Origin of the sequence: Pseudoduganella sp. R-32, from assembly GCF_049913245.1 — a bacterium.
In the GTDB taxonomy this organism is placed as follows: Bacteria; Pseudomonadota; Gammaproteobacteria; order Burkholderiales; family Burkholderiaceae_D; genus Rugamonas.
This window is the reverse complement of record NZ_CP183987.1, coordinates 749912-770299: the sequence shown is the minus strand read 5'-3', so window position 1 is coordinate 770299 and position 20388 is coordinate 749912. Positions and strand designations below refer to the sequence as shown.

The window sequence follows — 20388 nt, the reverse complement described above, 5'->3', positions numbered from 1 at the left end:
AAATATTCTAATCAATATTTACAACAGATTAAGAGCCAAAATGGTAGTTCAGCTCAAGCCAGAGCTGGCGCCCCGCCGGGCTGTAATTGCCGACCGGGTAATACGGCCAGCCGCCGCTGTCGTCATGCTTGATCCGGTTGAACAGGTTGTTCACGGCCAGCGACACGGTAATGCGCTTGTCCAGCTTGACCACCGAGCTGGCGTTGACCAGGGTAGTCGGCGTCAGCCAGGCATCGCCGGCGCTGTTGGGCACCTTGCCGTAGCGCTGCAGGAACAGCGTGTTAGACCAGTCGCCGGCGTTCCAGGTCAGGCTGGCATTCAGCTTGTCGCGCCAGTCGTAGTTGCCCAGGTCATCCTTGTCGTTGTTCAGCGGGTCATCGGCGAACTGACGCGACTCCTGCTTCAGGGTCTTCGAATAATTCACCCTGGTGATGAAATTGCCGTAAGCCGCGGTGCGCAGGACGTAGCGGGCCGACAGGTCGATGCCGCTGACTTTAGTCGATGCCGCGTTGATCGGGTTGACCAGGATTTGCCTGATCTCGCCCGGCCTGTTCAGCGCATTGTCGGCATAGCGTACGATGCGGCGGATCGCGTCGGCGCAAGTGGGCGAAGCCAGATCGCCCTTGATGCGGCAATTGGCTTCGTCGCGCAGCAGCTTGTCGGCGCTCAGGTTGGTCACCAGGTCGTCGATACGGATCTTCCAATAGTCCAGCGTGACGTCGAAGTCGGCGCTTGGCGACCACACGGCGCCCAAGCCGGCGGAACGGCCTGTTTCCGAGCGCAGGTCCTTGCTGCCGGTCTGCACATAATCGGCACCCGGCGAGTAGTTCGCAAAGTCGCAGTCCGCCACTGGCTGGCCGGCTTTGGCGCAGCGGTAGTAGTCGGTGGTGGACGAATAGTAGCCGGTGCCGCGCGCTTTGTAGATGTAGTTCATGTCCGGCGCACGGAAGCTGGTGGCGACATTCCCGCGCAGCAGGATCTGCGAAGCCGGGCGCCATTCCAGGCCGCCGTTGTAGGTGAACTTGCCGTCGCCGCGGCCAGCGAAGGAGTAATGGTCGTAGCGGCCCGCCAGGGTGCCGTCCAGCGTCTTCACCAGCGGAATGCTGGCCTCGGCGCCGATGGCGTAGCGCTTGCGGGTGCCTGCAGTCACGTCGGACGGTGCCAGCGTGTTGAAGTAGCCCTGGTTGATGCGCGGATCGGGAGTGTTGGAGAAGCCCTGCTTGCCCAACTCAGCCACCGTGGCCACCTTGACCGGGCCGGCCGGCAGCGTGAAGGCTTCGCCGTTGGCGGTCAGGCTCAGCGTGTTGGTCCACGACTTGTCGTCGCTGACCGATTCGCCGGTGATGGCATTGAATTCACCCGGCGTCAGGCGCGTAGCCAGGCGCGCCGGATCAGCTGCGAAGATCGCAATGCCGCTGGCATTCACACCCAGTTGCGGGCCGAGGAAGAAGCTGTCGATATTGGCCAGCGCGCGCTGGGTGTGATTCTGGCTCTTGTACTGCGAGGCCGTGTAGCCTGCTTCGTAATTCCAAGTGGTGCTCGGAACCTGGCCGCGCAAGCCGAGCGACAGCGAAGCTGCCTGGTCGTCCCAGCGGCGGTTGTAGCGTCCCACGCCGCCCATTTCTTCCGGCGAGATGTAGCGGCTCCACGCCTCGTAGCGGCTGGTGTTCTGGTTCCAGAAATAGCTGTCGGTAGCCGAGCGCGAAGTCCACGACGGGCCGCGCGTGTTATTGCTGCTGCGGTTGTTGCCGTAAAGCGCTTCCGCAAAGAGGATGGTGCTGTCGGACAGTTCGTAGTTGGCACTGCCGAACAGGTTCTGGCTGCTGTTCTTCGTTTGCGTGGTCCAGTAGGTCGGTCCGACTTTCGGGCTGGCGCAGTAGCTGCCTGCCTTGGCCGTGTATTTGACGGTGCTGCCGCCGAACAGGTCGCCGATGTCGGAGCAGGTAGTGCCCGGGTCGACGTACTTGCCGGTGCTGACGTTCTTGCGCGCCAGCACGGAGGTCGGCGCCACGCCGGTTTTGCTGGCCATGAAGTCACGGTCTGCGCTCCACAACGGATCGCGCTCCAGAAGTTCCACGCTGAACAGGGTGTTCAATTTGTCGAAACTGTGGCCGCCGGTGAACTGCAGGCGCTTGTCGCTGCCGCCGCCGCGCGTTGTGGTCCCGGCCTTGAGGTTGAGGTCGTAGCCGTTGGCCTGCTTCTTCAGGATGATGTTGACCACGCCCGCAATCGCATCCGAACCGTAGACGGCCGACGCGCCGCCGCTCAGGATCTCGATGCGCTCCACCACGCTCGACGGAATATTGGCCAGGTTGGTGAAGTTGACAGTGCCTTCGTAAGCAATCGGGAAGTCGGCCATGCGGCGGCCATTGAGCAGCACCAGCGTATGGTTCGGGCCGAGGCCGCGCAAGCTGATGGCGTTGGCCGATGGCGTGAAGGTATTGCCGTAGTCGGCGCCTTGCACGAAGCCGCTGTTCTGCGATTGGTTGGTCAGCGCGTCGAAGACGTTCTTGAAGCCTTGCCTGGTGATGTCGTCGCCGGTGATGACGGTGACGGCCGATGGGCCTTCCAGGCTGGCGCGGGGGATGCGCGAGCCGGTAATGACGACAGCGGCAGGGGAAGCTTCCTGCGCCTGCGCAACGCCGGCCAGCAAAACGAAAGCGCCCGCTGCCAACGGTTTCAATTTGAATTTTGTCTGCATTGAAGTGGTCCTCTTGTGAAGAGCGGCCACCTTAACAATCCGAAGTTCTTAAATGAACGAATGATTTTGCAGATGCTTATGAAAAAAGCCGGGGACTTGCCCCGGCTTCTCAGGATCAGGCTGCGTGCGTTGCGACAGCCGGTTTATTGAAGTCTGCCAGCAGCGATGCTTCCTTCTGCTTGGCCGCCTTCAGGTGGCGCTCCTTGACATGGCCGTAGCCGCGGATGTCCTCGGGGATGCGCGCGATGGCCACTGCGGTTGCCAGGTTATCGGCATTCAACTTGCCCAGCAGGCCTTCCACCGTCTTGCGGTATTCGCCGATCAGTGCGCGTTCCATCTTGCGCTCCGCGGTGTAGCCGAAGACGTCGAGGGCGGAGCCGCGCAGGCCCTTTAACTTGGCCAGGATGCCGAAGGCTTTCAGCATCCACGGACCGAACTCCTGCTTGACCAGGTGGCCTTCCTTGTCCTTCTTCGCAAACAGCGGCGGCGCCAGGTGGAACTTCACCTTGTAGTCGCCTTCGAACATATTGGCGATCTTTTCACGGAAGGCAGGGTCGCTGTGCAGGCGCGCCACTTCGTACTCGTCCTTGTAGGCCATCAGCTTGTAGAAGTAGCGGGCCACGGCTTCGGTCAGCTTCTTCGAGCCCAGCGCGCCTTCCGCAGCCTGTACCTGCGCCACGAAGTCGCTGTATTGCTTGGCGTACGCGGCGTCCTGATAGGCGGTCAGCAGTTCCACGCGCTTGGCGATGATCTCTTCCAGCGTCTGGGTGCGCTTGAATTCGATCACGGTTGCCGGGGTGGCCAGTCTGGTCACGGCGGCAGTGTCGTGCGCGCAGTAGCGGCCCCAGTTGAAGGCTGCCTTGTTGAACGGCACCGATACGCCATTCAATTCGATCGCCTTCATCAGCGCAGCTTCCGACAGCGGGACATGGCCTTTCTGGAAGGAGTAGCCCAGCATGAACATATTGGTGGCGATCGAGTCGCCCATCAGCGCAGTCGCGATCTTGCCGGCGTCGACGAAGTCCACGTTGGCTTCGCCGCAGGCACGCTTGATCTCTGCCTGCGAAGAAGTGCCCGGGAACTGCCAGTCAGGGTTCTTCACGAAAGCTGCGGTGGTAGCGCCGGTCGAGTTGATGGCGGCGTAAGTGCGGCCTTCGCCCATGCGCGACAGAGCGTCTTTCGACGCGGTCACGATCTGGTCGCAGCCGATCACCAGGTTGGCGCTGCCGGTACCGACACGGGTCGAATGCAGGTCGGCCTGCTTGTCGGCCAGGCGCACGTGCGACATCACAGGGCCGCCCTTCTGCGCCAGGCCGGACATGTCCAGCACGATAGCGCCCTTGCCTTCAACGTGTGCCGCCACGGCCAGGATCTGGCCGACGGTCACCACGCCGGTGCCGCCGATGCCGGTGATCAGGATACCGTACGGGTTGGCGGTCGAAGGCAGTACAGGCGATGGCAGGGCCGGTACTTCGCCGCCGCCCGCGGCCGCAGCTTTCTTCGGCTTTTTCAGGCCGCCGCCTTCCACCGTCACGAAGGACGGGCAGAAGCCGTTCACGCAGGAGAAGTCCTTGTTGCAGCTGGACTGGTTGATCTGGCGCTTGCGGCCCAGTTCAGTTTCCAGCGGCTCCACGGACAGGCAGTTGGACTGCACGGAGCAGTCGCCGCAGCCTTCGCAGACGGCTTCGTTGATCACGGCGCGCTTGGCCGGGTCCGGGTATTCGCCTTTCTTGCGGCGGCGGCGCTTCTCGGAGGCGCAGGTCTGGTCGTAGATCATGGCCGACACGCCCGGCTTGTCGCGCAGTTCCTTCTGCACGTCCATCAGCTCGGAGCGGTGGCGCACGGTGACGCCCGGCGCCCAGTTGTAGTCGTCCGGGTATTTCTCGGGATCGTCGGTGACGACGATGATCGGGGTCACGCCTTCGGCCGCGATCTGGCGCGAGATCATGCCAGGGTCCAGCGGGCCGTCGACGTTCTGGCCGCCGGTCATTGCCACGGCGTCGTTGTACAGGATCTTGTAGGTGATGTTCACCTTCGCCGCCACGGCAGCGCGGATCGCCAGGATGCCCGAGTGGAAGTAGGTGCCGTCGCCCAGGTTGGTGAAGACGTGCTTCTCATTGGTGAACGGCGCCTGGCCGACCCAGGTCACGCCTTCCGCGCCCATATGGGTGAAGGTGGACGTTTCGCGGTCCATCCACAGCACCATGTAGTGGCAGCCGATACCCGCCATGGCGCGCGAACCTTCCGGCACCTTGGTCGAGGAATTGTGCGGGCAGCCGGAGCAGAAGTAGGGAATGCGGTCGGTTTCCGGATTGGCCTTGGCCGGCAGGTTCTTCAGCGCGGCTTCCTTGGCTTCCAGGAAGGCGATACGCTCTTTCACACGGGCCGCAACCGGATGGTCCTTGCAATAGTGTTCGATGCGGGAAGCGATGGCGCGTGCGATCTGGGCCGGGTTCAGCTCATAGGTCGCAGGCAGCAGCCAGTCGCCGTGGCCGGTCTTGCCCTTGTTGCTCCACTCGCCGGTGTCGTCGAACTTGCCGACCACGCGCGGGCGCTCGCCGTCCGGCAGGTTGTACAGCTCTTCCTTGAGCGCGTATTCCAGGATCTGGCGCTTTTCTTCGACGACAAGGATCTCATCCAGGCCCTTGGCAAATTCGTGCACGCCGTCCGCTTCCAGCGGCCAGGTCATGCCGATCTTGTACAGGCGGATGCCGATGTCGGCAGCGGCCTGCTCGTCGATGCCCAGGTCGGCCAGCGCCTGGCGGGTATCGAGGTAGGACTTGCCGGCGGTGATGATGCCGATCTTCGGCTTGGGCGCATCCCAGATGATCTTGTTCAGCTTATTGGCGCGGCAGTAGGCCAGCGCGGCGTACCACTTATAGCTGTTCATGCGGACTTCCATGTCCAGCACGGTGTCCGGCCAGCGGATATTCAGGCCGCCCGGCGGCAGCTCGAAGTCTTCCGGCATCTTGATCTGCACGCGGTCCGGGTCGAAGTCGACCACGGCGCCCGACTCGATGATGTCGGTCACGCACTTCATCGATACCCACAGGCCGGTGTAGCGGCTCATGGCCCAGGCGTGCAGGCCGTAGTCGATGTATTCCTGCACCGACGACGGATACAGCACAGGAATGCCGCAGGCGTTCAGGATGTGGTCCGACTGGTGGGCGGTGGAGGACGATTTTGCAGCGTGGTCGTCGCCGGCCAGCACCAGCACGCCGCCGTGCTTGGAAGAGCCGGCGTTGTTGGCGTGCTTGAACACGTCGCCGCAGCGGTCGACGCCCGGTCCCTTGCCGTACCACATGGAGAACACGCCGTCGTACTTGGCGTCTTCGAACAGGTTGGTCTGCTGAGTGCCCCAGACGGCAGTCGCCGCCAGGTCTTCGTTCATGCCGGGGTGGAACTTGACGTGGTGCGCGTCGAGGTGCTTCTTGGCCTTCATCGCGGTCTGGTCGACCGAGGTGACCGGCGAACCGCGGTAGCCGGTGATGTAGCCGGCGGTGTTCAGGCCGGCTTTCAGGTCGCGTTCACGTTGCAGCATCGGCAGGCGGATCAGGGCTTGCGTGCCGGTCATGAAGGCGCGGCCGCGCTCCAGGGTCCACTTGTCGTCGAGGGTGATGTCGTGCGCAGGCGATAGCTCGCCGCTCTTGACGGGTGCGTTCATCAGGTGTGTCTCCAAAAACTTCTTCAAGTTGTGAGCGGCGCCCCGTTCTTGTTTGCGGGGCTGCCGGAATTCTTAAACCGGTAAACCGATGTCAGACCCACAGGGTCTGACACCTATACGCGGCGGCCGCTGGCCGGGTGTCTGACCCTGCGGGTCTGACACCGGGGTACCGGTTTCAAGCGGCGGTCTTGTTAGGATCGTCCAGCACGCCACGTCGAATCTGATCCAGCTCAATCGATTCAAACAGCGCGCGGAAGTTGCCTTCGCCAAAGCCCTGGTCGCCCTTGCGCTGGATGATCTCGAAGAAGATCGGTCCAATCACGTTCTGGGTGAAGATCTGCAGCAGCAGTTCGCGTTCGTTTTCGTTCGAATGGCCGTCGATCAGGATGCGCAGGCGGCGCAATTCTTCCACGTTCTCGCCGTGGTTAGGCAGGCGGCGGTTGACCAGCTCATAGTAGGTCTCGATCGTGTCCTGGAACACGATGCCCTGGTCGCGCAGGCCCTGCACCGAGTCGTAAATGCCGTCGGTACCCAGCGCGATGTGCTGGATGCCTTCGCCGTGGTACTCGTTCAGGTACTCGGCAATCTGCGACTTGTCGTCCGACGATTCATTGATCGGGATGCGGATCTTGCCGCATGGCGAAGTCATGGCCTTCGACTTCAGGCCGGTCAGCTTGCCTTCGATGTCGAAGTAGCGCACTTCGCGGAAGTTGAACAGGCGCTCGTAGAAGTCGGCCCATTCCTTCATGCGGCCACGGTGCACGTTGTGGGTCAGGTGGTCGATGTAGGTCAGGCCATTGCCGACCGGGTTGGCTTCAGCGCCCGGGATGGCCACGAAGTCCGCGTCGTAGATCGAGATGTCGCCGATGGCGCCGGACGGCTTGCCATCAGCCGAATTCTTGCCGCGCCAGCGGTCCACCAGGTACAGCAGGGAGTCGCCCACGCCCTTGATGGCGGGGATGTTCAGCTCCATCGGGCCGGTTTTGTTGTCAAAACCCCACGCGCCGAGTTCCAGCGCGCGCTTGTACGCGAAGGCTGCATCGTCCACGCGGATCGCGATGGCGCACACGGACGGGCCGTGCTGGCGGGCGAAGCGCTGGGCGAAGGAATCCTGCTCGGCGTTGATGATGAAGTTGATGTCGCCCTGGCGGTACAGGGTCACGTCCTTGTGGCGGTGACGGGCGATCGCGGTGAAGCCCATGTTTTCGAACAGCTTGCCCAGGGCTTTGGGATCGGGTGCCGCGAACTCGACGAACTCGAAGCCGTCGGTGCGCATGGGGTTTTCCCAGGGGGTGAATTTCATGGTGCGTCTCCCTATTAGAATTGCGCACAGTATAGTCCCCTGCATGCGACATTTAATTGCAAACATTTCCCAACATTGGACGGATTGAGCAATAATATTGCGAGAACATCGACTGAATGAGGAATTTATGACCAAGATTGCGCTGGATAAAACGGATCGCAAGATATTGTCCATCTTGCAAACGGACGGCCGGCTGTCCAACCAGGATGTCGCGGAGCAGGTCAACCTCTCCCCTTCCCCCTGCCTGCGTCGCATCAAGCGCCTGGAAGAGGAAGGCGTGATCCGCCAGTACGTGGCGCTGCTGGACCCGGACAAGATCGGCCTTGGCCTGCTCGCCTACGTCAATGTACGCCTGGAGAAGCACAGCGACGCCGCCGCCCACAGCAACGCACGCGCCCTGGGCGTGAACCCGACCGGCACTTCGCCGCGCGCCGACTTCGCTGTGGCGGTCGAACAGTGGCCGGAAGTGGTGGCCTGCTACGCCATGACCGGCGAGATGGATTACCTGCTGCGCGTGCACGTGGAAGACATGGACCACTTCTCGCGCTTCATGATGGCGACGCTGCTGCGCCACCCGGCAGTGCTGGATGTGAAATCGTCCTTCGCCCTGCAGCGCATCAAGGACACCACGGCACTGCCGCTGGTCTAAAGCCATGACAAAAGCTGAGCCTGCAGCCTCGCCCCAGTTCCCGCTTTTCGAAGTGGAATCCGGTACAACTGACGCTGCAAGCAAAGTCAGGTTTAGTGACTATATCGTCTATGTCGATGAAAGCGGCGATCATGGCGTGGCGAGCGTAGATCCCAATTACCCTGTTTTCGTACTGTCATTTTGTGTCTTTCACAAACGGTACTATAGCGAGACGGTTGTCCCTGCTCTAGAGAAGTTTAAGTTCAATTACTTCGGTCACGACCTGGTCGTACTGCATGAGCATGAAATACGAAAGGAAACCGGTGTCTTCAACTTCTTTCGCAGTAGGGAACACCAGCAGCAATTTATTGCGGATCTGACTGGGATTGTCGACACTAGCAATTTCATTACTCATAAGCTGTGTGATCGATAAACTGCGTTTGCAGACAACCGATAGCTTGCCACCAAATCCGTACCATCTCGCCTTAGGCTTCTGTATTGAGACGTTGTATCAGCTGCTCTTGGAAAAAAAACAGGACGGCGCAACGACGCATATTTTGGTCGAGTGTCGAGGCAAGAAAGAGGACAACGATTTGGAATTGGAGTTTCGACGAATTTGCGCAGGTGCGAATCGACTCGCAACTGCGTTACCGTTCGAGATCCTGTTCGCCGATAAGAAAGTCAATTCTGCCGGATTACAACTAGCCGACCTCGTAGCCCGACCAATAGGTCTGAGTGTCGTACGGCCTGGACAGGAAAATCGCGCTTTTGAAGTCTTGAAGAAAAAGTTCTTCTGTAGCGGTGGTAGAACAAACGCTGGGTCAGGATATGAAGATTGGGGACTCAAGATTTTCCCGCCCCCAGAAAGCGAAAAGCCCCGGTGAACCCACCGATGCATAGACGCCGACCGGGAACCCCCAGTCCATTTAACTGCATTCTAGCATGTATTAGTCGATCTATTGCAAGTGCTACGACGGGCTGGCTGAGGTGCGGCGCGGTGCGCGACGCATGATATAAATAGGTCGCCCTGCAAAAACCCAATCTGGAACAGGAGACACGCCATGCAAGGAGACATCGTCTCGACCGTACTGCTGCCCGCCGCACTCGCCTTCATCATGTTCTCCCTTGGCCTGGGCCTGACGCCGGCCGATTTCAGGCGCATCGTCACGCAGCCACGCGCGCTGCTGGTGGGCGTGCTGTGTCATTTCGTGCTGCTGCCGCTGGCCTGCTTCGGCATGCTGCAGTTGGCCGGTATCGGCGGCGCCTTCGCGATCGGCTTCATGATCCTGGCTGCCTGCCCGACCGGGACCACGTCCAACCTGCTGACTTACATCGCGCGCGGCGACGTGGCGCTGGCACTCAGCTTCACCGCCGTGGCCAGCGTGCTGACCATTTTCACACTGCCGCTCATTGTGTCCTTCGCGTTGGAATACTTCGCAGGCAGCGGGCAGCGGGTGGAGGCCCCGGTTGGCGCCATGATGAAGCAGATGGTTGTGATGCTCGGCCTCCCGATTGCCATCGGCATGCTCCTGCGCCACCTGAAGCCGGCCATGGGCCAGCGCATCGAGGGCGCCTGTACCAGGATTGCGTCGGTGCTGTTCATCCTGATCGTGGCCGCTGCCGTGGCAAAGAACTGGGCAATGTTGCGCGATAATTTCCATACCCTGGCGCCGTTTGCGGTCGCGCTCAACGTCACCATGCTGGCCTGCGGCTTCGGTGCGGCATGGCTGGCTCGCCTGTCGCGCCAGCAATCCGTGACGCTCGGTATCGAAACCGCGATCCAGAACGGCACGCTGGCGATGGTGATCGGCAGCAGCGTCCTGAAGCAGGATGCTTATGCCATACCGGGCGCCTTGTACGGTGTGCTGATGTACGCCAGCGGCCTGCTGTTCGCTTACGGCATGCGTGCCGCCGTCAATCGTGTTCGTGCTGGCGGACCAGCGACTGTTCCAGGCGCTGGTAGTCAGCCGTAGAACGCACTTTCGCGATGGCGTTCCAGAGCGTCTCAAAGCGCTTGGGGTCCTTGTCATAGGCTTTGCGGCCCACCATCAGGTGGAAATCGAAATTAGCGAAAGGCTGTTTTGCCAGCACCACGCGGCCATGGTAGCGCGGGTCTTCTTTCAGCAGGTTTTCCGCATCGCGCCCCATCAGCACGGCGACGTCGGCACTGCCGGCAGCCAGCAGCCGCAAGCCCTCCTCCGCGGTCTTGGGCGTGTCAATCACGGTCTGGCCGCTCGCCTGCAGCATGTCCACGATGTAGTAGCCGCGCTGCGCCACCACCAGTTTGCGCGGATTTACCAGGGTCTTGCCATCCCAGCTTGCGCCGCTGTCGACGCGCAGGTACACATCGACGTGGTCACGATACATGGCGCGCTCGGGGTCCTGCGAGCCGTCGGCCTTGGTCGGCGGCCGGCTGTAGGCGCGCCGGCGCGGGTTGTCGGAAGGGCCGACCATGGCGTCGATCACGCCGGTACGAGTCTCTTCTTCACAGCGTTTCCACGGGCGGGGAACGAAGTTGACATGGTCGCCGGTGATCTTGGCTGCGCGTTTCAGCAACTCGATATTCAGGCCCGTGCCATCCGGCATGGTCCACGGCGCCTGCGGGATATCTTCGTAGCAGAAGGTCAGCGGCGCGCCCGCCGCCTGCGCCAGCGGTGCGGCCATGGTTACGGCTAAAGCAATGCTGCGCAGGGCGAACGGCATGAAGCCTCCTCTACTTTTCGTCCGATTTTACTCCAGGGATCTTGTCGAGCAGTTTGCTGGCGGCACGGACGTTGGCTTTCAGGGCATAGTCGAGCGACGCGAGCTGTTCTTCCATCGCTTCCTGCAGCACGCTGGCCGGGTCGGCCGGACCGAGCTTGAGATAGGCGTCCGCTTCGCCATAGTCGCGGTGGATTTCCATGCCGGCCTTCTTGGCGATGTGGATCATCGTGGCGTTGGAGGACAGGCAGTGCATGTACAGGGTGTCGACGTCGTTGTTGCGGCAGGCCATGTTGGCGCGCTCGAACAGCTTGGAGCCGATGCCAAGGCCGCGCGCTGACTTGGAGACCGATACGCCGAATTCCGCCACCTGGTCCTTCTCGGTGGCCTTGTGCTTGTCTTCGTCGCGATCGTTGAAGGCCAGGTGACCGACCGCCACCAGCTTGAAGACGCGGTTGTAGACGCCGAACACCAGGTCGCGATCGAAGTCGATGCTGTTGACGTAGCGCGTGACCTGCTCGTCGTTGATGGGGGAGCCGAAGCGCAGCAGGCGGTCGCGATGCTCTAGCGCGAGGAAGTGCTTGAGCATGCGGCGCCGGTCGCGCTCGCGCAGTTCCTTGACCGGCACGGTCGGCCGGTCCGTGCCGCCGAACAGGCCGCGCAAGGGATTGCGGAAGAAGTTAAGGCTGGTCATCGTTGCGCCCCTCCGCGCCGATCGCTGCATGTACCGCTTGCACGCGCGCCGCGCGCACCAGCTCGGGAATCTGTTGCGGCGCCGCCGCCGAGCGCTGGGCGATCTCGCCGGCGTTGACTGCGCGCGCTGCATCGAGCGCCCTGGCCAGCAGCCCGCGCTGCGGCGACGGCGAAGTCCCGCCCGCATTCGCGCATTCGGCTGCAAGCACCATCTGCATGAAGCGCGCCGGCTTGCGGAAGCCGTCGCAGCGTTCGAACAGGCTGACCAGTGCTGCGGCGCCCAGCGCCTGCGCCTGGCCCACGCTCGCGCGGTCGCGCGCGGTCATCACCGCCAGGTCGCGGCATTCGGTCGGCACTTTCAGGCGCTTGCTGGCCTGCTCGACCTGCGCCACCTCGAGCGCAAGCGTCAGCGCAGCAAAACGCACCGGCAGCTCATGGCCTTGCGCTGCGGCGCGATCGATCACAGGCGCCACAGCGTGGCCATCATCGACTTCCGGAAGGATGTGCGACAGGGCTCCGCATTCGCGCAGCACCTGCAGCATGCGCGAAGGCTTCTGCTCCATCAGGCCGCGCGCGATCTCCTGCCACACGCGCTCGGGCACCAGTGCATCGACCTCGCCCTCTTCGACCATGCGTTTCATCAGCGCGTTGGTTTCGGGCGCCACGCGGAAGTCGGGATAGCGCGCGGCAAAGCGCGCCACGCGCAGGATGCGCACGGGGTCCTCGGCGAAGGCGTCCGACACGTGGCGGAAAATGCGGTCCCTGATGTCCCGCTGGCCGTGGTAGGGATCGACCAGCACGCCATCGTCGCCGCGTGCAATGGCGTTGATGGTCAGGTCGCGACGCACCAGGTCTTCTTCCAGCGTCACGTCGCTGGAAGTGTGGAAAACGAAGCCCTTGTAGCCGGGCGCCGTTTTGCGCTCGGTGCGCGCCAGCGCATATTCCTCCTGCGTTTCGGGGTGCAGGAATACCGGGAAATCCTTGCCTACGGGACGGAAGCCGGCCTTCACCATGTCTTCCGGAGTAGCGCCAACCACCACGTGGTCATGGTCCTTTACAGGCAAGCCAAGCAATTCATCGCGCACCGCGCCGCCGACCACGTAACTCTTCATCGCCATCAATCGTCCGGCATCTCCGCGTCATGCAATGGCGCGGTTTCGGTTTCAGCCAGGGCGCCGGCGATCCAGGCGTCGACGGCAGGATGGTTGCGCATGCGCTCGCAGTAGGCGGCCAGCGCCGGCGGCAGCGCCACGCCATAGGTCTTGAAGCGGCACACGACCGGAGCGAAGAAGGCGTCGGCAATCGAGAACTCGCCGAACAGGAATTCGTTGTGGCCGAAGCGGCTCAGGCATTCTTCCCACATCTCGCTGATGCGGCCAATGTCGGCCTGGGTGGCCGGGGTGCGTCCCTTGCCCGGGTAGCTGCCCTTGATGTTCATCGACATCGTGGTGCGCAGGCTGCCGAAGGAGCTGTGCATCTCGGCGCAGACCGAGCGCGCCAGGGCACGGGCGGCCACGTCGCGCGGCCACATGGGCTTGTCGGGGAATTGCTCGGCCAGGTATTCGCAGATCGCCAAGCTGTCCCAGATCGCCATGTCGCCGGCCAGCAGCACCGGCACGCGGCCACTGGCGCTGTACCTGGCGATATTGTTGGATGTGTCGGGCTGGTCGAGCAGCACGCGCACTTCGGTGAACGGGATATTGAAGGCTTTCATCGCAACCCACGGGCGCATCGACCAGGAGGAATAGTTCTTGTTGCCGATGACCAGGGTCAGGCCGGGTTCGCGCGCCGCGGCCAGGGTTTCGGCAAGTTTCGGGTCGAGTTCTGTGGTCTGCATGGTTCCTCTGCTCTGGTTTAACGGCCGCCGTAGGCGGCTTCCTGTTGTTCCTGCTCGGTGTAACCCTTTGGCGTGACGGTGCTGCCCAGGCGCGCCTTCAGCGATTGCGGGCGGCCGTCGAACAGCGCCGCATAGTACGTGGCGTTGACCATCACATTTTTCACGTAGCCGCGCGTTTCCGAGAACGGGATCGATTCAATGAAAATGGTGCTGTCCATCGGCTTGGCCAGCTGCGTGCGCCAGGAGCGCAGGCGTCCCGGCCCGGCGTTATAGGCGGCGGTAGCCAGCACCTGCGAGCCATCCATGCTGCCAAGGACCATGTTCAGGTAGTTCGCGCCCAGCAGGATATTGGTCTTCACGTCGGTCAGCATGCCCTGCACGAAATCGGTCAGCCCGATCTTGCGCGCCACCCAGCGGCCGGTCGACGGCATCACCTGCATCAGGCCCGAGGCGCCGACCGAGGATTGCGCATCCATCACGAAGCGCGATTCCTGGCGGATCAGGCCATATACCCAGGCGCGGTCCAGGCCCAGGGTGCTGGTGGTCGGCTGCATGATGTCGTCATGCGGAACCGGATAGCGGTGCGTGTAGTCGGCCTGCACGCGGGTCTTTTCGGAGGTGTACACCATGCGGTCCAGCACATGCTTTTCGCGCGCGAATTCGGCAGCGGCGATCAGCTCGCGCTCGTTCAGGCGGCGCGTCTCCCAGTTCCATTCGCGCGTGCCTTCGAAGCGCAGGCGCATTTCGAAGAACTTGAGCGCGCGCTGCAGTCCCGGGTTGGCGGCGATGGCGGCCATTTCGGCCGGCGTCGGGGCCGCGCCCGGCGGCGGGATGGTGACCAGCTGGCCCAGCTCTTCCCCGGCCAGGATGCCGTAGTAGCTGGACTGGTCGGCAATGCTGCGGTAGGCCGCCAGCACTTCCGGCGTGTTGCTGCCTGCTTCGGCGGCAAGGGCGCGCGCGTTCCAGTAGATCCAGGTCGGGTCCTTGCGCAGTTGCGGCGGCATGGCGGCGATGGTGGCCTTCACCGTTTTCCAGTCGCGCTCACGCAGGGCGATGCGGGTCTTCCATTGCATCTGGTCCAGCGACAGCGGGGCGCCGGCCGACTTGGCCCAGTAGCCAGCCGTGTCGGGCGAGAACGAGTAGGACGATACCAGCGCCAGGTTGGCCCAGCCGATCGCGCGCTCCTGCGGTGTCAGGTGCGGCGAGTTCTTTTCCAGCGCCATGCGCGCCAGGTTCATGCTGGTGCGGGCGCCGCGGCCCACTGCGACCAGGAAAGTTTCGTGGTCGGCACGTGTGCTGCCGGCGCCTTTGGCCAACGCCAGCGTCGGCAGGTCGACTGCCTGGCCCATCTTCTTGTCGGAGCCGTTCAGCAGGATCACGGTGCGCTTGGCAGGGCCCGTGGCATTGGTTTCGCCGGCCAGGCGCACCTGCCCCCACAAGTCATCCTCGGTGAATTGTCCGGTCTGCGCCAGCGCTGCGATCAGCGCACCGCATCCTTCGCCGTAGTAAGGCGGATAGACCAGCAGCGCGCGCGCATCGGCGGCGACGTTCTGGCCTTTGGAAAGGCGCGACAGCAGGTTGTAGCATTTGACCTGGGTGTCGTCCTGCAGCACGAACTGCGGGAACTGTTCGTCAAAAGTGGCCCACTCGCGCTTGCGGCCCAGTTCCAGCAGCCAGTCGTTGCGCATGCGGTCTGCGATCGCGCTGCCCTGGTATTTGCTCAGGAAGGCGCGCACTTCCGGATCGGTCGCTTCCTTGAAGCGGGCCTTCAGGCGGTAATAATCGACGTAGGAAGGAATCGAATAATCGGCAAGACGTGCGGCGTAAAACTCCGCCTTGGCGGCGTCGTCGCGCCGTACCGAATCACGCAGCAGGAGGAAGGCATCGTCTTCCTTGCGGCTGTCGCTTGCGTTATCCTGCGCCAAGGCCAGTGGCGAGGCGGCGCATGCTGCGACCATCAGTGCGCCGGCTATCCATTTCGAGGTGGAAATCAATGTACGACTCTCAAGGTAATTCACGATATGACCAGCCCAACTAGGATACCACGCAACCCCGACGGCCAGCCAGCATCCGGCAAGGCGGACCTGCGCAAGAAAATGCTGGCGGCACGCCGTGCGCTGGCGCCGGAAATGCGTGCGCAATGGGACCAGGAAATTGGTGCGAAGGTGGTCCAGTGGTGGCGTGAATCCGGTGTGGGATCGGTGGGCGTGTACTGGCCCTTGCGCGACGAGCCAAACTTGCATGCCTGTTATGCGGAGCTGGCGCAACTGGGCGTGAAACTGCTGCTGCCGGTGGTGCTGGAAAAGCATGCCCCGCTGGCATTCGCCGAGTGGACCATTGGCGAACCGATGGTGAAGGACCCGATGGGAGTGGCCGTGCCGGCCAAGCTGCGCCTGGTGGAAGAGTATCCGCCGGCTTTATTGGTGCCTTGCCTGGGCTATAACGCGCAAGGCTACCGCCTGGGGTATGGCGGCGGTTTCTACGACCGCACGCTGGCGCGCGAACCGCGCCCGGCTACTGTGGGGGTGGCCTATCGTTGCCTCGCCGCCGAATTCGGCAGCGACGGACACGATGTGGCGCTGGACCGCATCATTACCGAAGACTAGAACCGGAAGACCTGTGCCTGACCCACAGGGTCAGGCACCCGGCCTGCGACGGCTGCGGGCCAAGTGTCGGACCCTGTGGGTCTGACACTGGTTTACCGGTTTCAGACCAGCCGGTTCCATAGTGCCGTCGTGGCGACGGCCTGGTTCATCGAATAGAAATGCAGGCCCGGCGCACCGCCAGCCAGCAGTCTTTCGCACAGCGCGCTGACCACGTCCAGGCCAAACGCCTTGATCGAAGCCGAATCGTCGCCGAACGATGCCAGCTTCAAGCGCACCCAGCGCGGAATCTCCGCACCGCACATATCCGAGAAGCGCATCAGCTGCGTGTAATTCGTGATCGGCATGATGCCGGCCACGATAGGCACGTTCACGCCCGCCTTCTGCGCCGCGTCGACGAAATGGAAGTATGCATCGGCGTTATAGAAGTACTGGGTGATCGCGGCATTGGCACCGGCATTCACCTTGCGCACGAAAGCCTGCATATCGTCCTGCGGCGAGCGTGCCTGCGGGTGAACTTCCGGATAGGCCGCCACTTCGATATGGAACCAGTCGCCCGTTTCGGCGCGCACGAATTCCACCAGCTCATTGGCGTAGCGGAACTCGCCCGCCATGCCGTAGCCGGAAGGCAAGTCGCCGCGCAGCGCCACCAGGCGCTTGATGCCGTGCGCTTTGTACTGCTGCAGGATGGCGCGGATCGATTCGCGCGTGCCGCCGATGCAGGACAGGTGCGGTGCTGCTTCTTCGCCGGCCGACATGATCTCGAGCACGGTGTCCAGGGTACCTTGCTGGGTCGAACCGCCGGCGCCAAAGGTCACGGAAAAATATTTGGGATGCAGCTCGGACAGTTTGGCGCGCACGAGGCGCAGCTTCTCCGTCCCTTCCGCCGTTTTCGGCGGGAAGAATTCGATACTGAAATTATGGTTAGCCATCATTGTCTTTCAACAGGAGGGTAGACAAGGCCCAGGAAATCACGCTGTACAGGAGCGCTGCGAGGATGGCATAGCCAAAGCTGTCGACGTGGAAGCCGTCCACCACTTTCGCCACCAGCCAGAACATGAAGCCGTTGATGACGAAGATGAACAGGCCGAGCGACAACACCGTGACGGGCAATGTCAGCAACAGCAGCAGCGGGCGCACCAGGGTGTTGACCAGGCCAAGCAGGAGGGCAGCAACCAAAGCGGCGCCAATGCTTGTGACACTGACGGAATGCATGAGGTAAGGCACCGCGAACAGCGCGGCGGCATTGATTATCCAGGTGAGGACCAAACGCATGATTTCATCTCGCTTCTTTAGAACCGGTAAACCGGTGTCCGACCCGCAGGGTCAGACACCTGATACGCGGCAGTCGCCTGATTTGCAGTAGAGGACGGGAGCTGGACCTAGGGTCAGTTCCCGCCGCTTTACCGGTTTTAGTAGCGGTAGTGCTCAGGCTTGTAAGGGCCTTCGACCTTGACGTTGATATACGCTGCCTGCTCTTCGGTCAGGGTGGTCAGCTGCGCGTTCAGCTTCTTCAGCTGCAGGCGCGCGACCTTCTCGTCCAGGTGCTTCGGCAGGGTGTACACGCCGACCGGGTAAGCCTTGGTGTTGGCGAACAGCTCGATCTGGGCGATGGTCTGGTTGGCGAACGAGGACGACATCACGTACGAAGGGTGGCCGGTGCCGCAGCCCAGGTTCACCAGGCGGCCTTCCGCCAGCAGGATGATGCGCTTACCGTCAGGGAAGATCACGTGGTCCACCTGCGGCTTGATGTTCTCCCACTGGTATTTCTTCAGGGAGGCGACATCGATCTCGTTGTCGAAGTGGCCGATGTTGCAGACGATGGCCTGGTCCTTCATCTTCAGCATGTGCTGCTCGGTCAGGATGTGGTAGTTGCCGGTGCAGGTCACGAAGATGTCGCCGTGTTCGGCGGCGTAATCCATGGTCACCACGCGGTAGCCTTCCATCGCGGCCTGCAGGGCGCAGATCGGGTCGATCTCGGTCACCCACACTTGCGCCGACAGCGCGCGCATGGCTTGCGCGGAACCCTTGCCCACGTCGCCGTAGCCGGCGATGACGGCGATCTTGCCGGCCACCATCACGTCGGTGGCGCGCTTGATGCCGTCCACCAGGGATTCGCGGCAGCCGTACAGGTTGTCGAACTTGGACTTGGTGACGGAGTCGTTCACGTTGATGGCCGGGAAGGCCAGCTTGCCTTCCTTGTGCATCTGGTACAGGCGGTGCACGCCGGTGGTGGTTTCTTCGGTCACGCCGAGGATGTGCGGCAGGCGCTTGGAGTACCAGGTCGCGTCCTTGGCCAGGTGGGCCCTGATGGAGTTGAACAGGCAGATTTCTTCTTCCGAGCCTGGGTTGTTCAGTACGGAGATGTCTTTTTCAGCGCGCGCGCCCAGGTGCAGCAGCAGGGTTGCGTCGCCGCCGTCGTCCAGGATCATGTTGGAGTACACGCCTTCACCTGGCCATTCGAAGATGCGGTGGGTGTAGTCCCAGTAGTCGGCCAGGGTTTCACCTTTGACTGCGAAGACCGGGGTGCCTGCCGATGCGATGGCGGCGGCGGCGTGGTCCTGGGTCGAGTAGATGTTGCAGGAGGCCCAGCGTACTTGCGCGCCCAGTGCTTCAAGGGTGCGGATCAGCACTGCGGTCTGGATGGTCATGTGCAGCGAGCCGGTGATGCGCGCGCCTTTCAGCGGCTGCGCAGCGGCGAATTCCTCGCGGATTGCCATCAGGCCTGGCATTTCCGTTTCGGCGATCTTGATCTCTTTTTCGCCCCAAGCGGCCAGGCCGATGTCAGCGATGATGTAGTCTTGGGAGTCTTTGAGTACGGCGTTCATCACGCCCTCCTTTCAGTGTGTTGAAAAAAGTAACGTGAGCGCGGTGTTGATGTTCCGAGCCTGGCCAGGCTTGCTGGTCGCAGCGCTCCTCGGAGGGGGTAGATTGTAACACTGTGCGAGCCCGAACCGGTAAACCGGTGTCTGACCCAAGGGGTCAGACACCTGATACGCGGCGGTCGCTGGCCGGGGTGTCTGACCCTGCGGGTCAGACGGGACGGCCATCCGGCCGGTTTGCCGGTTTAGAGGCCCGCAGCGGCGCGCAGGATCGCGGCCTTGTCGGTGCGCTCCCAGCTGAACTCCGGCTCTTCGCGGCCGAAGTGTCCGTAAGCGGCGGTCTTGGTGTAGATCGGGCGCAGCAGGTCCAGCATCTGCACGATGCCTTTCGGGCGCAGGTCGAAGTGTTCCTGCACCAGTTGTGCGATCTTCTCGTCGGAGATCACGCCGGTGCCTTCGGTGTACACGGTGATGTTGATCGGGCGTGCCACGCCGATCGCGTACGACACCTGCACCTGGCACTGGCGCGCCAGGCCCGCGGCCACCACGTTCTTGGCTACGTAACGCGCAGCGTAGGCTGCGGAACGGTCGACTTTCGATGGGTCCTTGCCGGAGAACGCGCCGCCGCCGTGCGGGGCTGCGCCGCCGTAGGTGTCGACGATGATCTTGCGGCCGGTCAGGCCGCAGTCGCCCTGCGGGCCGCCGATGACGAAACGGCCGGTCGGGTTGACCAGGAACTTGGTGTCCTTGATCCATTCGGTCGGCAGCACCGGGCGGATGATCTCTTCGATCACCGCTTCTTCGATCTGCTTGTGGCTCAGTTCAGGCGCGTGCTGGGTCGACAGCACGACGGTATCCACGGAGACCGGGCGGCCGTCGACGTAGCGCAGGGTGACCTGCGATTTCGCATCAGGACGCAGCCATGGCAGGCGGCCGTCCTTGCGCAGCTGCGATTGGCGCTCGACCAGGCGGTGCGAGTAGTAGATCGGCGCTGGCATCAGTTCCGGGGTTTCATCGCAGGCGTAGCCGAACATCAGGCCCTGGTCGCCGGCGCCCTGGTCCAGGTCGATGCCTGCACCTTCATCGACGCCCTGGGCGATGTCGGGCGATTGCTTGTCGTAAGCAACCAGCACGGCGCAGCCCTTGTAGTCGATACCGTATTCGGTGTTGTCGTAGCCGATGCGCTTGATGGTATCGCGGGCTACTTGAATATAATCCACGTTGGCGTGGGTGGTGATTTCACCTGCCAGCACCACCAGGCCGGTATTGCACAGGGTTTCCGCGGCAACGCGGGCACGTGGGTCCTGGGTCAGGATGGCATCCAGAATCGCGTCGGAAATCTGGTCGGCTACCTTGTCCGGGTGGCCTTCAGAGACGGATTCAGAGGTAAACAGGAAATCGTTGGACATCGCAAGCTCCTAGCTTTGGTTCTAAATA

The 20388-nt window shown here is 62.5% G+C and carries 17 protein-coding genes and 1 riboswitch; of the genes, 5 read left to right on the top strand and 12 right to left on the bottom strand.

What is annotated here, in order from left to right; genetic code table 11:
- Positions 1-28: 28 nt before the first annotated feature.
- The 3 genes from ACN9MU_RS03635 to hppD all read right to left on the bottom strand — a co-directional run bounded on the left by ACN9MU_RS03635 (position 29) and on the right by hppD (position 7668).
- On the bottom strand, positions 29-2701 hold the full coding sequence (locus ACN9MU_RS03635) for a TonB-dependent receptor plug domain-containing protein (RefSeq protein ID WP_426344176.1): 2673 nt from the start codon (positions 2699-2701) through the stop codon (positions 29-31).
- Positions 2702-2816: 115 nt separating this feature from the next.
- On the bottom strand, positions 2817-6365 hold the full coding sequence (locus ACN9MU_RS03630) for an indolepyruvate ferredoxin oxidoreductase family protein (RefSeq protein ID WP_426167582.1): 3549 nt from the start codon (positions 6363-6365) through the stop codon (positions 2817-2819).
- Positions 6366-6540: 175 nt separating this feature from the next.
- Positions 6541-7668 carry a 4-hydroxyphenylpyruvate dioxygenase gene (gene hppD / locus ACN9MU_RS03625; RefSeq protein WP_426167580.1) on the bottom strand — a complete coding sequence of 376 codons (1128 nt, stop codon included), beginning with the start codon at positions 7666-7668 and terminating at the stop codon, positions 6541-6543.
- Positions 7669-7795: 127 nt separating this feature from the next.
- On the opposite strand from hppD, the gene ACN9MU_RS03620 reads away from it, so the two are divergent.
- The 4 genes from ACN9MU_RS03620 (at position 7796) to ACN9MU_RS03605 (ending at position 10269) form a co-directional block, all read left to right on the top strand.
- The gene (locus tag ACN9MU_RS03620) at positions 7796-8317 is read left to right on the top strand and encodes an Lrp/AsnC family transcriptional regulator (protein ID WP_028103119.1); all 522 of its coding nucleotides are present in this window, start codon (positions 7796-7798) and stop codon (positions 8315-8317) included.
- A gap of 4 nt (positions 8318-8321) precedes the next feature.
- Positions 8322-8729: a DUF3800 domain-containing protein gene (locus ACN9MU_RS03615; RefSeq protein ID WP_426344175.1), complete on the top strand. Its 408-nt coding sequence runs from the start codon at positions 8322-8324 to the stop codon at positions 8727-8729.
- Positions 8719-9180, top strand: a complete 462-nt coding sequence (locus tag ACN9MU_RS03610; RefSeq protein WP_426320556.1) for a DUF3800 domain-containing protein — start codon at positions 8719-8721, stop codon at positions 9178-9180. Before ACN9MU_RS03615 ends, ACN9MU_RS03610 begins: the two co-directional genes overlap by 11 nt.
- A gap of 177 nt (positions 9181-9357) precedes the next feature.
- The gene (locus ACN9MU_RS03605; RefSeq protein ID WP_426344174.1) at positions 9358-10269 is read left to right on the top strand and encodes a bile acid:sodium symporter family protein; all 912 of its coding nucleotides are present in this window, start codon (positions 9358-9360) and stop codon (positions 10267-10269) included.
- Here ACN9MU_RS03605 and ACN9MU_RS03600 read toward each other — a convergent pair.
- Genes ACN9MU_RS03600 through ACN9MU_RS03580 form a run of 5 tightly spaced genes read right to left on the bottom strand, consistent with a single transcriptional unit; the run spans position 10211 to position 15520 of the window.
- On the bottom strand, positions 10211-10999 hold the full coding sequence (locus tag ACN9MU_RS03600) for a substrate-binding periplasmic protein (protein ID WP_426344173.1): 789 nt from the start codon (positions 10997-10999) through the stop codon (positions 10211-10213). The genes ACN9MU_RS03605 and ACN9MU_RS03600 overlap by 59 nt on opposite strands.
- A 10-nt stretch (positions 11000-11009) precedes the next feature.
- Positions 11010-11690: a GNAT family N-acetyltransferase gene (locus ACN9MU_RS03595; RefSeq protein ID WP_426167573.1), complete on the bottom strand. Its 681-nt coding sequence runs from the start codon at positions 11688-11690 to the stop codon at positions 11010-11012.
- Positions 11677-12801 (bottom strand): multifunctional CCA tRNA nucleotidyl transferase/2'3'-cyclic phosphodiesterase/2'nucleotidase/phosphatase, encoded by a 1125-nt coding sequence (locus tag ACN9MU_RS03590; RefSeq protein WP_426344867.1) that lies wholly within the window; start codon positions 12799-12801, stop codon positions 11677-11679. The genes ACN9MU_RS03595 and ACN9MU_RS03590 overlap by 14 nt, the downstream gene beginning before the upstream one ends.
- A gap of 5 nt (positions 12802-12806) precedes the next feature.
- A complete protein-coding gene (locus tag ACN9MU_RS03585; protein WP_426167571.1) occupies positions 12807-13526 on the bottom strand; it encodes a glutathione S-transferase family protein in 720 nt (239 codons plus the stop codon).
- A gap of 17 nt (positions 13527-13543) precedes the next feature.
- On the bottom strand, positions 13544-15520 hold the full coding sequence (locus ACN9MU_RS03580) for a transglycosylase SLT domain-containing protein (protein ID WP_426167569.1): 1977 nt from the start codon (positions 15518-15520) through the stop codon (positions 13544-13546).
- Between the two features lie 27 nt (positions 15521-15547).
- Here ACN9MU_RS03580 and ACN9MU_RS03575 point away from each other — a divergent pair, with 27 nt between their 5' ends.
- On the top strand, positions 15548-16132 hold the full coding sequence (locus ACN9MU_RS03575) for a 5-formyltetrahydrofolate cyclo-ligase (protein WP_426320542.1): 585 nt from the start codon (positions 15548-15550) through the stop codon (positions 16130-16132).
- A gap of 101 nt (positions 16133-16233) precedes the next feature.
- On the opposite strand, the gene metF is transcribed toward ACN9MU_RS03575, so the two are convergent.
- The 4 genes from metF to metK form a co-directional block, all read right to left on the bottom strand.
- Positions 16234-17061, bottom strand: a complete 828-nt coding sequence (metF, locus tag ACN9MU_RS03570) for a methylenetetrahydrofolate reductase [NAD(P)H] (RefSeq protein WP_426323673.1) — start codon at positions 17059-17061, stop codon at positions 16234-16236.
- A complete protein-coding gene (locus tag ACN9MU_RS03565; protein ID WP_426320540.1) occupies positions 17054-17404 on the bottom strand; it encodes a phage holin family protein in 351 nt (116 codons plus the stop codon). Before ACN9MU_RS03565 ends, metF begins: the two co-directional genes overlap by 8 nt.
- Positions 17405-17541: 137 nt before the next feature.
- Complete coding sequence (ahcY, locus tag ACN9MU_RS03560) at positions 17542-18957, bottom strand: adenosylhomocysteinase (RefSeq protein ID WP_426320538.1); 1416 nt, start codon at positions 18955-18957, stop codon at positions 17542-17544.
- Positions 18958-18986: 29 nt separating this feature from the next.
- Positions 18987-19054, bottom strand: a riboswitch (S-adenosyl-L-homocysteine riboswitch).
- Between the two features lie 142 nt (positions 19055-19196).
- On the bottom strand, positions 19197-20360 hold the full coding sequence (gene metK, locus ACN9MU_RS03555; RefSeq protein ID WP_426167561.1) for a methionine adenosyltransferase: 1164 nt from the start codon (positions 20358-20360) through the stop codon (positions 19197-19199).
- Between the last annotated feature and the right edge of the window lie 28 nt (positions 20361-20388).